The organism is Armatimonadota bacterium, assembly GCA_031459715.1.
Lineage (GTDB): Bacteria > Sysuimicrobiota > Sysuimicrobiia > Sysuimicrobiales > Humicultoraceae > Humicultor > Humicultor tengchongensis.
The window spans coordinates 1-12,640 of sequence record JAVKIA010000050.1 but is presented as its reverse complement, the minus strand read 5'-3'; the positions used below and the strand labels follow the sequence as shown (position 1 = coordinate 12,640).

General features: G+C 67.0%; 13 protein-coding genes. All 13 read left to right on the top strand.

From position 1 onward, the window contains the following. On the top strand, positions 1-734 hold a 734-nt coding region (locus QN152_12870), incomplete at its 5' end, for an ABC transporter permease (protein MDR7540398.1). Further along, positions 727-1,587 carry an ABC transporter permease gene (locus tag QN152_12865; protein ID MDR7540397.1) on the top strand — a complete coding sequence of 287 codons (861 nt, stop codon included), beginning with the start codon at positions 727-729 and terminating at the stop codon, positions 1,585-1,587. The genes QN152_12870 and QN152_12865, both read left to right, overlap by 8 nt. Positions 1,588-1,963: 376 nt before the next feature. Beyond that, complete coding sequence (locus tag QN152_12860) at positions 1,964-2,701, top strand: GntR family transcriptional regulator (protein ID MDR7540396.1); 738 nt, start codon at positions 1,964-1,966, stop codon at positions 2,699-2,701. Positions 2,702-2,725: 24 nt separating this feature from the next. Beyond that, positions 2,726-3,268 carry a TIGR00725 family protein gene (locus tag QN152_12855; GenBank protein ID MDR7540395.1) on the top strand — a complete coding sequence of 181 codons (543 nt, stop codon included), beginning with the start codon at positions 2,726-2,728 and terminating at the stop codon, positions 3,266-3,268. Then, on the top strand, positions 3,268-4,443 hold the full coding sequence (locus QN152_12850; GenBank protein ID MDR7540394.1) for an extracellular solute-binding protein: 1,176 nt from the start codon (positions 3,268-3,270) through the stop codon (positions 4,441-4,443). The genes QN152_12855 and QN152_12850 overlap by 1 nt, the downstream gene beginning before the upstream one ends. 69 nt (positions 4,444-4,512) lie before the next feature. Then, entirely contained in the window at positions 4,513-5,334 is an 822-nt protein-coding gene (locus QN152_12845; protein MDR7540393.1) for a sugar ABC transporter permease, read from the top strand. A gap of 40 nt (positions 5,335-5,374) precedes the next feature. Continuing rightward, complete coding sequence (locus QN152_12840; GenBank protein ID MDR7540392.1) at positions 5,375-6,223, top strand: ABC transporter permease subunit; 849 nt, start codon at positions 5,375-5,377, stop codon at positions 6,221-6,223. A 22-nt stretch (positions 6,224-6,245) separates the two neighbouring features. Continuing rightward, positions 6,246-7,292 carry an ABC transporter ATP-binding protein gene (locus QN152_12835; protein ID MDR7540391.1) on the top strand — a complete coding sequence of 349 codons (1,047 nt, stop codon included), beginning with the start codon at positions 6,246-6,248 and terminating at the stop codon, positions 7,290-7,292. A 97-nt stretch (positions 7,293-7,389) separates the two neighbouring features. Continuing rightward, positions 7,390-7,809, top strand: a complete 420-nt coding sequence (locus tag QN152_12830) for an iron-sulfur cluster assembly accessory protein (GenBank protein MDR7540390.1) — start codon at positions 7,390-7,392, stop codon at positions 7,807-7,809. Positions 7,810-7,878: 69 nt separating this feature from the next. After that, positions 7,879-8,103: a NifU family protein gene (locus QN152_12825; GenBank protein MDR7540389.1), complete on the top strand. Its 225-nt coding sequence runs from the start codon at positions 7,879-7,881 to the stop codon at positions 8,101-8,103. Between the two features lie 77 nt (positions 8,104-8,180). Continuing rightward, on the top strand, positions 8,181-9,689 hold the full coding sequence (locus tag QN152_12820; GenBank protein MDR7540388.1) for an RtcB family protein: 1,509 nt from the start codon (positions 8,181-8,183) through the stop codon (positions 9,687-9,689). Positions 9,690-9,694: 5 nt separating this feature from the next. Continuing rightward, positions 9,695-10,837, top strand: coding sequence for an acyl-CoA dehydrogenase family protein (locus tag QN152_12815; protein ID MDR7540387.1), 1,143 nt, complete (start codon positions 9,695-9,697; stop codon positions 10,835-10,837). A 34-nt stretch (positions 10,838-10,871) separates the two neighbouring features. Further along, positions 10,872-12,640: bifunctional homocysteine S-methyltransferase/methylenetetrahydrofolate reductase (locus tag QN152_12810; protein MDR7540386.1), on the top strand; the 1,769-nt coding region annotated here is incomplete at its 3' end.

Here is a 12,640-nt window from a genome sequence, read left to right as displayed (position 1 = left end):
CCCGCGTGGTGCGGGGTGACTTCGGCGTCTCACTGCGCACAGCGCGCCCCGTCCTCCCCGATATTCTGGCTCGCCTGCCGGTGAGTTTTGAACTGACCGTCATAGCCCTCGCGATCGCTGCGTTGATCGCTTTGCCGGTCGGCGCCCTCTCGGCGCTGCTGCGGAACTCTGGGCTGGACGTGCTCGCACGCCTGGGTGGCCTGCTGGGTCTATCCATTCCCAACTTCTGGCTGGGCACGATGCTGGTCTTGATCTTCTCCCGCTACCTGCGGGTACCGATCGGTGAGTACGTCCCGTTCACCGCCGATCCGCTGCATAACCTGGAGATCATGTTTCTCCCCGGAATCTCGCTGGGTGTTGCCATCGCCGCGGTGCTGATGCGCTACATGCGCTCGTCCCTGCTAGAGGTCCTGGGGCAGGAGTACGTGCGCACGGCCCGCAGTAAGGGACTGCGGGAGGCACTGGTCGTGGCCCACCATGCGCTGCCCAATGCGCTCATCCCCGTCATCACAGTGGCCGGTTTCCAGGTGGGGTACCTCCTGGGCGGTACCGTGGTGATCGAGGAGATCTTCGGTCTGCCGGGGATGGGAAGGCTGGCCCTCAATGCCATCTTTCAGCGCGACTATCCCCTGGTGCAAGGCGTGGTGCTGGTCATCGCCCTGCTCTTCGTGCTGACCAACCTGCTGGTGGACATCCTGTACGCCTGGATCGACCCGCGCATCCGCTATGGCTGAGACTGGTGCACGAACTCGCCTGCCAGCGTGGCAGTGGGCGAGACGCCTTTTGCGCAACCGAGTCACCCCCGTCGGTCTGATAATTGTCGCCGCCGCGGTGGTGACGGCGGTAGCGGCGCCAGTGCTGGTTCCCTATGATCCCATGGCAATGCGCACCCAGGCGATACTCCAGGGTCCCTCCCGCGCTCACGTATTGGGGACCGATCAGTTCGGCCGGGACATCCTCAGTCGCATCATCATCGGGGCACGGGTGTCGCTGCTGGTGGCGGTGCTTTCCGTCGCGGTAGCGCTGGCTTTAGGTACGACGGTCGGGCTGCTGAGCGGCTATCTGGGGCGGTGGGTCGATGGCCTGGCCATGCGGCTGATGGACATCCTGTTTGCCTTCCCGGCGATCCTTCTGGCTATCGCCATCATGGCGGTAGCGGGCACGTCCATGCGGAACCTGATCCTGGCCATCGGCGTCGTCTACACTCCACAGTTCGCCCGGGTGGCACGCGCGGCGACACTGACCGTCAAAAACCTGGAGTTTGTCGAGGCCGCACAGGCACTGGGCGCTGGCGCGGGCCGTGTTCTTGCCCGACATCTGTTGCCGAACGTTATGCCGGCGATCATCGTGCAGGTGTCGCTAAGCCTCTCCCTGGCGATCCTGTCGGAGTCGGCGCTGAGCTTCCTGGGCCTCGGCACCCAGCCGCCCACACCGTCCTGGGGCAACATGCTCAGCGAAGGCCGCCAGTTCATGGAGATCGCGCCATGGAACGCTGTCTTCCCCGGTGCTGCGATCATGCTGGTGGTGCTCGGCTTCAACCTGCTGGGCGATGGCCTGCGCGATCTCCTCGATCCTCGGCTGCGCTGATCTACGTCACTGCCTGCCTTTTCGAGCGTGTCCTCGCGTGCACCATATGGGGATGGATCAAGTCGATTAGACAAGGCATCATGGAAGGCATGCGCACCGGCTAGGCAACGGACCTTCGAGCTCGTGTTCGTAGTTGGCCGCCCGTGCGGCCGGCCCGGATGCGCTGCGAATGCGAATCCATTGGTGTCGTGTTGCCTGCCGGGCTCCCAGTTCGGGGAGGGTTGCCGTTGCGCTTCATCGGGCTAGATGTCCACGTGAGTTCGCCCAGATCGCCATCTTTTGGTAAGGGAGGCCGGCGCCAGCCCTAATTTCAAAGCCCCGCCCGTTCCTCCTGCCCTTGACAATCGGGTCCGGGTGCGACAATGTGATGGTAGCTATGATATCTAGACGTCTAGGTGAGTCGTTTGCCACCCCCGTCGATCACAGTTCTCGCGTCCCGAAGTACCTGCAGGTGAAGGCGGGCCTGGTGCGCTGGATCCAGCGGGACGGGCTCGCCGAAGGCAGCAGGCTACCATCCGAGCAGGAGCTGGTGGCGCGGTTCGGCGTCAGCAAGATGACGGTTCGACAGGCGATCGCGGAGCTGGTGAAGGAAGGGTTCGTACGGCGAGACCACGGGCGGGGCACGTTCGTCACCCGCCCCAGGGCACTGAGGCGTTTCTGGACGGTCCTCTCATTCACCGAGGAGATGCGTTCGCGGGGGTTTGAGGTGGAGAACCGGCTCCTGGGCGTGCGTAGCGTGAGGCCTGCCGAACATATCCGGCACGCCTTGAGACTACGCCGGAGCGACCGGGTGCTGCAGATCCGCCGCGTGCGTCTGGTATACGGTGAGCCCATCGCGTACAACGTCTCCCACATCCCCATGTGCCGTTGTCCGGATCTGAACCGCCTGGACCGTCTCGACCTGGAGTCCGACTCCCTCTACCTCATCATCTCGCGTCGGTACGGGCTTCGGTTCACCCGGTGTGATCGCACGTACCGTCCAGGGACCCCATCTCCTTCCGAAGCTAGGCTGTTGGGTATCACGCCGCGCGCACCGGTGCTGATCGTAGAAGGGACGTCCTTTGTAGAGGGGGACGTCCCCGTCGACTACTGCTATGAGGTCTACCGCGAGTAGCCTGGTATCGCTTCGAAGGGCGCCGTGAGGACTCCGCTGCGCATAGGAGTGATAGGCGAGCGCAACGCCTCTTCAGAGATGCTGGCTGGGGCCGAGGAGGTAGGCCGCCGGATCGCCCAGCGTGGGGGCATTCTGATCTGCGGTGGCATGGAGGGCGTGATGGAAGCCGCGTCCCGCGGTGCCGCCATGGAGAGCGGGACTGTGGTGGGGATCCTGCCTGGCCCGACCGCGGAGAGCGGAAACGTCTTTGTAACCATTCCCATCGCCACAGGGATGGGCGAGGGGCGCAACGTCATAATCGCCCGCACGGCGGAGGCGCTGATCGCCGTAGGCGGTGCATACGGCACCCTGTCGGAGATCGCATACGCGCTCAGCATGGGCGTGCCCGTTGTCGGGTTCCGAACCTGGGAGGTGCGCGGGCCCGGGTTGGAGGAGGATCCTATCCGGCGCGCTGCCACGCCGCAGGACGCCGTACAGTGGGCCTGGGCGGTTGCCGAGGTGCGGCGGTATAGCGTAGGCGGGGCAGCGCTCGGAGAACAACCCCATAGTGGGAGGAGGGACGGGTGATGAGAAGCACTACTGGCACGAGGCTGGCAAAAGGGGTCGTCGGGCTGGTGGCGGCTCTGGCGACCCTGATGGCTGCCGGTCCGGCTGTCTACGGCCAGGCGCGCGTGACCCTTCAGGTAGCCATCGCGGCTGACGTCAACGTCGTCGAGGTGCACCGCAACTTCCTGGGGGTGGCTTTCAACAAGAATCACCCGAACGTGACGGTGCACGCGGTGGGCACGGGGACGGGAGAGGCGGCCAGCAGGGCCATCTACACCAAGCTGAAGGCACAGGCTGACGCAGGTCGGCGAAACTGGGACATAGACGTGGCACTGGTCTCGATGCGTTACGCCTCGCAGATGGTGAAGGAGAACCTCCTGTACCGGTACGTTCCGCAAATGCAGTTCGCCCAGTACGTGATCGGGCCTGACACTGTGCGCGCGTTTGGCGTCGATGTCAAGGGCTTTGTGGTCCCCATGTTCAAGAATCAGATCGCCATCGCCTACAATCCGCAGTTCGTGTCTAGACCGCCCAGGTCGTTCGCGGAACTGGAGTCGTGGGTCCGGGCCAACCCCAGGCGCTTCGGCTACAACGGAATCAAGGGCGGCGTGTCGGGTATCGGGTTCGTGATGGCCTGGGTGTACTACAAGACCGGCCGGTACGAACTCTTCACGCAGGGACCCTTCGACAAGGCAAACGACGGTATCATTCGTAGCGCTATCGAGCAGCTCCGTGACTTTAACCGGAACGTCGTGATCACCTCGGGGAACGCCGGCACACTGGATGCGCTGAACCGAGGCGAGATCTGGATGGGTGCCGTTTGGGTGGACCAGTTGGTGGCCTGGAAGAACGAGGGTCGCATGAACCCGGAGATCACCCCTGTGTTGATCGCCCCGGGTCTGCCCATCTACCCTCTCTACCTTACGGTGCCCCGGGAGGCGGCTAACCGGGATTGGGCGGCCAAGTACATCGACTTCGTGGCCAACCCGCAGATCCAGGCCAAGGTTATCGTGGAGCAGTTCGGGTGGTATCCCGGCATCGACCCCAACCGGGTGATGCCTCTGGTCTCTCCTACAGCTAAGGGCCTGCTGTTCAAGGGCGTTACTCCCGAGGACCTGGCGCGATATTCGCAGCAGATGCCAATAGGCGAGTACTACGATGCGATTCTTCTTGCCTATGAGGAGATCGTGCGGTAGTTGAGCAGGATCCGCCCGGTACGGCCCGATTTGACAGTCACGCTCGGCCGGGCGGTGCCGCGGTAAACTGTGCCGCGCGTCCGTCCGGTGGAGCAGCTCCTCTGGTGGATGGCCGCCGTGCCTGCCACCGCGGTCATCCTGGTGGGCTTCGGGGTGCCGCTCCTGCAATCGCTTACGGCTTCGTTGGTGAGGGAAGGCCACCTGACCCTGGCCAACTATGCGCTAGTCTACCGACTCTACGGGCAGGATGTAGCCTATACAGTGTTGGTGGCCACCGCAGGCCTGACCCTAACCTTCGGGGCGGGGATTCCGCTGGCAGGCTACCTGAGGCTACACCACGCCGGGGCTATAGAGTTCCTGCTCAAGGTACCTCTGTTCGTGCCGTTCGTGGTGGTGGGCCACGCCATGCGTATCTTCCTGGCCCCGCGCGGCACACTGCTCACGGTACTGCACGCGATGGGGCTGGTTTCGGCGGACGCCAGCCTCGGGTTCGGCCACGGCTGGCTGGGCCTGGCTGTCGCGCTGGCATGGAAGCACTTAGCGTTGATCGTTCTGCTCCTGATGGGCGCTTTCCGCGCCGTGGACGAATCGTACCTGGAGGCAGCGCGGGGATTCGGCGCCAGCACACTAAGGCAGATCTGGGCGGTGCTGGTGCCCATGGCAGCGCCTTCCATCGCACTAGCCGCCGTGCTGGCTTTGACCTCGATGCTGGCTTCGTTCTCTATCCCGCTAATGATGAGCCGCGGTTCAGGCCCTCAGATGCTGATGATCGACCTCTACTACAGATTCGGGCAGCATGGCGATTTCGGGGTAGCCAGCGCTATCGGCGTCGTGTCGTACCTGCTGGCCTCTGGGGCGGCCTACTACTACCTGCGGGCGGTATCTAGATGAGGCTTTCCGTTGCACCTCAGCCACGGCAGGGGGCGTTGAGGTGAACGCACATACCGTTGCCGTTCTCGCTCCGGCCAAATCGCACAGGCTGAGCCTGCTGGGGGTGGCCGGACGCGCGGCCCTGGCGGCAGCGCTCTTCGGGGTGATAGTGGGCCCCCTGGCCGGCCTGGTAGTCTGGTCGGTCGCGGAGCGCTGGCACTGGCCTGCCCTGATACCCCAGGAGGTCGGGCTCAAGTATTGGGCGCGGATAACCCGCGGCGACCTCTTCGGAGCGCTGACCCGGGGGGTCACCATCGCCGTCATCACCACTGTCCTGGCGCTGATTACCGCCGTACCGGTAAGCTATGCGGCCGCTCGCAGGCGACTGCCTCTGGGGCCGCTGGTGCTGATGCTGTTTCTGCTCCCGCAGGCCTTTCCGCAGCTCCCCGTGTTCGCCAGCGCAGCAGTGCTCTTCTATCGGTGGAACCTGGCCGGCACCGTCCCCGGCGTGGTGCTAATCCACCTCGTGGGCGGATTGGTCTATGCGGTGTGGACCATGACCGCGGTGTTCCGGGCCATCGGGGAGGACCTGGAGGAAGCTGCCATCAACCTGGGCGCCTCGCTCACGCGAACTTTCTTCCACATCGCGCTTCCCTTGGCTACTCCAGGCATCGTCGCCAGCGGGATACTGGTCTTCATCTACTCCCTGGACGAGTTCACGGGTACCCTGCTGGTGGGCGCACCTTACGTCACTACGCTGCCGGTGTACATGTACACGGCCAGCCTGGGCTACGAGATGCAGATCGCGTCGGTGACCGCGCTGGTTCTGATGGCCCCGGGCCTCATCCTGCTGCTCCTCATGGAGCGCTTCCTGCGCGCCGAATACTTGGCTTTCTTCGGCCGGCTGTAAGGGAAATGTCTGAAGTGGCGCCATGGAGGTCCGGGTCGAGGGTCTGACCAAGCGCTATGGGTTCGTCACCGCCCTGGACGGGGTGACGCAGGCGTTCCCCTCGGGCGCTCTTACGGTCATCGTGGGGCCCTCAGGGTGCGGCAAGACCACGCTATTGCGCAGCCTGGCCGGCTTTGTGGCTCCCGACAGCGGTCGGGTGTGGATGGGCGAGCGAGATGTCACCCTGCTGCCCCCCCAGGTCCGCGACTGTGCCATGGTCTTTCAGAACTACGCTCTGTGGCCGCACATGACTGTCTTCGAGAACCTGGCCTTCGGGTTGCGGCTGCGGAAGGTGCCAGCCCCCGACATCCCTCGACGCGTACGGGAGGCCCTGGAGCTGGTGGAGCTGGACCGCATTTCCGGCATCGAGCACCGCAGGCCGCGTGAACTCTCTGGAGGGCAACAGCAACGCGTGGCCCTGGCCCGCGCCGTGGCGGTCCGCCCTCAGGTGCTGCTGCTGGACGAGCCGCTCTCCAACCTTGACGCCAAGATCCGGCACAGGGTACGCGTCGAGATCCGGGCGCTGCAGAGGCGTACCGGGATCACCACCATTTACGTGACTCACGATCAGGAGGAAGCGATGAGCATCGCCGACCTGGTGGTGGTGATGGATAGCGGCCGCGTGGCGCAGGCCGGACGGCCCGAGGAGGTCTACGCCCACCCTGCCGACCCCTTCGTGGCCGAGTTCCTGGGCGCCACCAACGTACTGGCCGCGACGGTAGACTCAGATGGTCTCATCCGACCATCCCACCGTGGGACGCTGATGGTGAGGGCCGAGGACATCGATTTGGTGCCACTGGACACCGTCCCCGAGCGGGCTACTCCGCCACCGGCTGGAACGGCCTGGGCCGACGGCGAGGTGGTGGACGTGTTGTTCCTGGGCGCTGGATACCGGGCGTACGTTCGAGTGGGAGACGAAGTACTCATGGCCGATCACCGCACGCCGCTAGCTCGGGGGAAGGTGAGGATGGTAATCCCCAGGGAGAAGATCTTCGTCTTCGAGCGCCCTCGGGAACCTGGCACTTCGTAGGGGTTTCTGCTACTTTGATCACCAGGGCCTTCAAAGCGCCGGAGGAGTGTCGGCCAATTTGACAGGCCGAAACCGCCGCGGCTAGAATGAAGCCACCATGGCCATCACTCAGAATCCTGTGGTCAGCATCAGCGCTGCCGCTGCCGCCAAGGTGAAGGAGCTCCTGGCCCAGGAACCGGACGGGACGCACCTGCGCCTCTTCGTCAGTCGGGGCGGGTGCTCCGGCTACACTTACGGCATGACCCTGGACACGGAGGTGCAGCCGGGGGACCAGGTCGTCGACCAGCACGGTGTGCGTCTGCTGCTGGACGGGCTGGCCGTGCGTCTGCTGCGCGGCGCGCAGATCGACTACACGCGGTCGGTGATGGGGGAAGGTTTCACCCTGCGCAACCCCAATGCCATCTCCACCTGCGGCTGCGGTCACTCTTTCACCACCGCCGAAGACCCGGGGGAGGCCGACCCCTGCGAGCAGGCACAGGCCAGTGGCGGAGGGCAGACCTCCGGCGGGCGGACATAGGAGGCTCCCATGGCTGACGGCATGTCACTAATCAGCGGCGGCGAGGCTACCACCGACGCCGACCAGGCGCTGCGTGCCCGGGTGGAGGAGGTGCTGGACATGATACGCCCCGCCGTCCAGGGCGACGGCGGCGACCTGGAGCTGGTGGACATCGTGGACGGCATCGTGCAGCTGCGGCTGGTGGGCGCCTGCGTGGGCTGCATGTACTCCATGATGACGCTGCAGGCGGGAGTAGAGCGGATCCTCAAGGAGTACGTCCCGGAGATCAAGGCGGTCGAGGCGATGCCCTTCTAGGTTGTGCCGCACGCCGCGATCACCGGGCCCCTCATGGGAGCATGAGGGGCTTTTTCATCGGCAGGGTGAAGGGAGCCATGATGGAGGACGCGCGGCAGGAGATTGAGGAGACCGCGGAGCGGGCCGGCCGCACCCCCTGGACCCGTATCCTGCGCAAGATCGACGACTACCGCTGGGAGATCCCCCGCACTTACAAGTCCGGGATGCGCGTGCCCGGCCTGGTCTTCGCCGACGAGCGGATGCTGCGCCAGATCGCCGAGGAGCAGGCGCTGGAGCAGGTGGCCAATGCGGCCACTCTGCCCGGCATCGTGGGCTACTCACTGGCCATGCCCGACATTCACTGGGGGTATGGGTTTCCGGTCGGCGGTGTAGCGGCGTTTGACCTGGATGAGGGCGTCGTTTCACCGGGCGGGGTCGGCTACGATATCAACTGCGGCGTCCGCCTCATCCGCACCAACCTGCGCGAGGAGGACGTCCGTCCCCACCTGGAGGAGCTGGTCAACGTCCTCTTCCGCGCCGTCCCCTCCGGGGTGGGCGCCACCGGCCGCCTCAAGCTGGAAGCCGCCCGCCTGGACGGCGCCCTCAAGGACGGGGCCCGCTGGGCGGTGGCCCAGGGCTACGGCCGGCGGGAGGACCTGGAGACCTGCGAGGCCGGGGGCGCCCTGCCTCAGGCGGACCCGGACAAAGTGAGCCCCCAGGCCAAGTCCCGTGGCAAGGCGCAGGTGGGGACGCTTGGCTCGGGCAACCACTTCCTGGAGGTCCAGGTGGTGGACCAGGTCTACGACCCGGCGGCGGCTGAGGCGCTGGGGCTCTTCTCCGGGCAGGTGGTGGTCTTCATCCACTGCGGCTCCCGCGGGCTGGGCCACCAGGTCTGCACCGACTACCTGCGCGTGGCCGAGCGGGCCAACGCGCAGAAGTACCACATCCAGCTGGTGGACCGGCAGCTGGCCTGTGTCCCCTTCCGTTCGCCGGAGGGGCAGGACTACTTTGGGGCCATGTGCGCCGCGGCCAACTTCGCCTGGGCCAACCGCCAGTTGATCACCCACTGGACACGGGAGGCATTCGAGCGGGTCTTCGGGCGCAGCGAGCGCGAGCTGGGCATGGACCTGGTCTACGACGTCGCCCACAACATCGCCAAGGTGGAGGAGTACGAGGTAGAGGGACGCCGCCTCCGCCTCTGCGTGCACCGCAAGGGGGCCACCCGCGCCTATCCTCCCGGCCACCCCGAGATCCCCGCCCGCTATCGCGCCATCGGGCAGCCCGTGCTCATCCCCGGGGACATGGGCCGCTACTCCTTCGTGGCCACCGGCACCGAAGAGGCCATGCGCCTCACCTTTGGGTCCACCTGTCACGGCGCGGGGCGTGTGCTGGGGCGCAGGGCGGCGGTGCGCGCCTTGCGTGGCGTGGACGTGGCCGACCAGCTGCGGCAGCGGGGGATCATCGTGCGGGCGCAGGACCGCTCCCTGCTGGCGGAGGAGGCCTCGCCGGCCTACAAGGACGTGGCCGACGTGGTGGATGTCTGCCACCATGCCGGGATCAGCCGCCGCGTGGTGCGCGCCCGGCCCATTGGCGTGGTGAAGGGCTAGACCTCGTGGACTTCCAGCTCACGGACGAGCAGCGCCTGCTCCACCAGACGGTGCGCGACTTCGCCGCGCGCGAGATCCGGCCGCACGCGCGGGAGTGGGATCGGGAAGGCAGATTCCCCCTGGAGCTGGTGCCCAAGCTGGCCGCGCTGGGCCTGTGGGGCATGACCGTGCCCGCCGACTACGGCGGGGCGGGCCTGGACATGCTGAGCACCGCTCTGGCCATCGAAGCGCTGGCCTGGGGAGACGGGGGGATCGCCCTGGCGGTGGCCTCGCACAACTCCCTGTGCACGGGGCACATCGTGTACTTCGCCGACGAGGCGCAGAAGCAACGCTACCTGCCCCTGCTGGCCTCGGGAGAGGCCCTGGGGGCGTGGTGCCTCACCGAACCCGGCGCCGGCAGCGACGCCGCCGCCATTCAGACGCGCGCCGTCCGCCGCGGGGACTGCTGGTACCTGAGCGGGACCAAGGTCTTTATCACCCAGGGTTCCGTGGGGGGGATCTACGTGGTGATGGCGGTGACCGACCCGCAGCGGGGGCGGGAGGGGATTTCCGCCTTCATCGTGGAGCGGGAGACCCCCGGACTGCGCGTGGGCAAGAAGGAAGACAAGCTGGGCGTGCGCAGCAGCGACACCGCCGAGGTGGTCTTCGACGAGTGCGAGGTCCCTGCGGAGAACCTGATCGGCCGCCCCGGCCAGGGCTACCACCAGGCGATGCGCACCTTGGAGCGGGGTCGCATCGGCATCGGCGCCATGGCCGTGGGGCTGGGGCGGGCGGCGCTGCAGGCCAGCGTGGAGTACGGGCAGCAGCGGCGGGCGTTCGGCCGGCCCATCGTGGAGCACCAGGCCATCGCCTTTATGCTGGCGGACATGGCGGCGGAGCTGGACGCCGCCTGGCTGCTGGTGGCCCGGGCCGCGGTGCTGGCGGACCAGGGACGCCCCTTTCGCCGGGAGGCCTCCATGGCCAAGCTCTACGCCTCCGAGGCCGCGGCCCGCGCGGCGGCCCGGGCGGTGCAGATCCACGGGGGGTACGGCTTCATTAAGGACTACCCGGTGGAGCGCATCTACCGCGACGTCAAGCTCACCGAGATCGGCGAGGGAACCTCGGAGATCCAGCGAATCATCATCGCCAAGTCGGTCTTAGGGGAGTAGCACGTGAGGGTCGAGTCGGCACTGGGGGCGTAGGATGTCCGGTCAGGCACCAGAGAGCTTCCAGGCGCGCCTGGAGCGCGGGCCCCTGCTGGCGGACGGCGCCATGGGCACCATGCTCTACGCCCGCGGCGTCCCCTTCGACCGGTGCTTCGACGCGCTGAACGTGGAACGGCCCGAGCTGGTGCGGGCCATCCACGAGGAGTACCTGGCTGCCGGCGCGGAGCTCATCGAGACTAACACCTTCGGGGCGAACCGCTTCAAGCTGGGCTCCCACGGGCTGGCGGAGCGCGCGCGGGAGATCAACCTCGCCGGGGCGGAGCTGGCCCGCCAGGCCCGAGAGTCCGCAGGACGGTGGGTCTGGATCGCCGGTTCCATCGGTCCCATCGGCCGTCCGCTGGCTCCCCTGGGTGGGGTGAAGCCTGCCGAGGCGCGTCAGGCCTTTGCCGAGCAGGCCAGGGCCCTGGAGGAGGGCGGAGTGGACGTCCTCATCTTCGAGACCTTCAGTGACCTGCAGGAGCTGGCCGAGGGGGTGGCCGCAGCGCGGGAGGCCACCGGCCTCCCGGTGATCGCACAGATGACTTTCACCCACGAGGGGCGGACGCTGCTCGGGCACACCCCCGCGGAGATCGTCGCCCGGCTGGAGGCGCTGGGGGCGGCGGTGATCGGGGCCAACTGCAGCGTCGGCTCCAGGGGCGTGCTCGAGGTCATGGAGCAGATGGTCCTGATAAGCCGCACGCCGCTGTCGGCAATGCCCAACGCCGGTTTCCCCGCGTACGTGGACGGGAGAATCCTCTATTTCTCCACCCCGCAGTATATGGCCGACTACACCCGGCAGATGGTGGAGCTGGGCGTGAGTGTGGTAGGCGGGTGCTGCGGGACGACCCCCGAGCACATCAGGGCCATGCGGGAGGTCCTGCGCGCCGTCTCGCCGCCCCCGCCGCCGCGCCTGCGCCCGCGGGTCACCGTCCCTGCGGCCCCGCCCCCGCCCCGACCGGCGCCGTCTCCTCTGGCCGCGCGACTGGGCCGCCGCCTCGTCCTCAGCGTGGAGGTGGCGCCGCCCCGCGGCACGCAGGAAGGACCGGAGCTGGAGGCCTGCCGCCTACTGCGCCAGGCCGGTGCCGATGCCATCAACGTCCCGGACAACCCCATGGCCCGATTGCGCATGAGCCCGTGGGCCATGTGCCTGCGCATCCAGGCCGAGGCGCGGATGGAAACAATCTTGCACTTCACTACCCGCGACCGCACCCTGCTGCGCATGCAGTCCGACCTGCTGGCCCTGCACGCTTTGGGCATCCGCAACATCCTGGTACTGCGCGGTGACCTGCCCCAACTGGGGGACTATCCCAGCGCCTCCGCCGTCTCCGAGGTGAAGCCCTCGGGGCTGATCCGGGTGGTCAAGCAGTTCAACCAGGGGCGTGACCTGGCCGGCGGAGAGCTGGGACAGGCCACAACCTTCCTGGTGGGGGCCGCTCTGAACATGGGGGCGCGGGACCTGGATCGCGAGCTGCGCGCCCTGGAGGCCAAGCTGCGCGCCGGCGTGGACTTCCTCTGCACCATGCCCATCTTCGAGCCGGCCACGCTGGACCGGGTGCTGGACCGCGTGGGCACGCTGCCGGTGCCGCTGCTGGTGGGGATCCTCCCCCTGCACGGGCTGCGCCACGCCGAGTTCCTGCACAACGAGGTGCCGGGAATGTCCATCCCCGCGGCCCTGCGGGACAGCTTCCGCCAGGCTTCCCGGAACGCCCGCGAGCTGGGGCTGCGCCTGGCCGAGGAGCTGGTGACGGCCGTCCGTCCGCGGGTGCA

Excerpts from the sequence above, each read along its gene's own strand:
- QN152_12860 (MDR7540396.1), top strand. The coding sequence starts at position 1,964 with ATGATATCTAGACGTCTAGGTGAGTCGTTTGCCACCCCCGTCGATCAC.
- QN152_12830 (MDR7540390.1), top strand. The coding sequence starts at position 7,390 with ATGGCCATCACTCAGAATCCTGTGGTCAGCATCAGCGCTGCCGCTGCC.
- QN152_12820 (MDR7540388.1), top strand. The coding sequence starts at position 8,181 with ATGATGGAGGACGCGCGGCAGGAGATTGAGGAGACCGCGGAGCGGGCC.
- QN152_12850 (MDR7540394.1), top strand. The coding sequence starts at position 3,268 with ATGAGAAGCACTACTGGCACGAGGCTGGCAAAAGGGGTCGTCGGGCTG.
- QN152_12835 (MDR7540391.1), top strand. The coding sequence starts at position 6,246 with ATGGAGGTCCGGGTCGAGGGTCTGACCAAGCGCTATGGGTTCGTCACC.
- QN152_12865 (MDR7540397.1), top strand. The coding sequence starts at position 727 with ATGGCTGAGACTGGTGCACGAACTCGCCTGCCAGCGTGGCAGTGGGCG.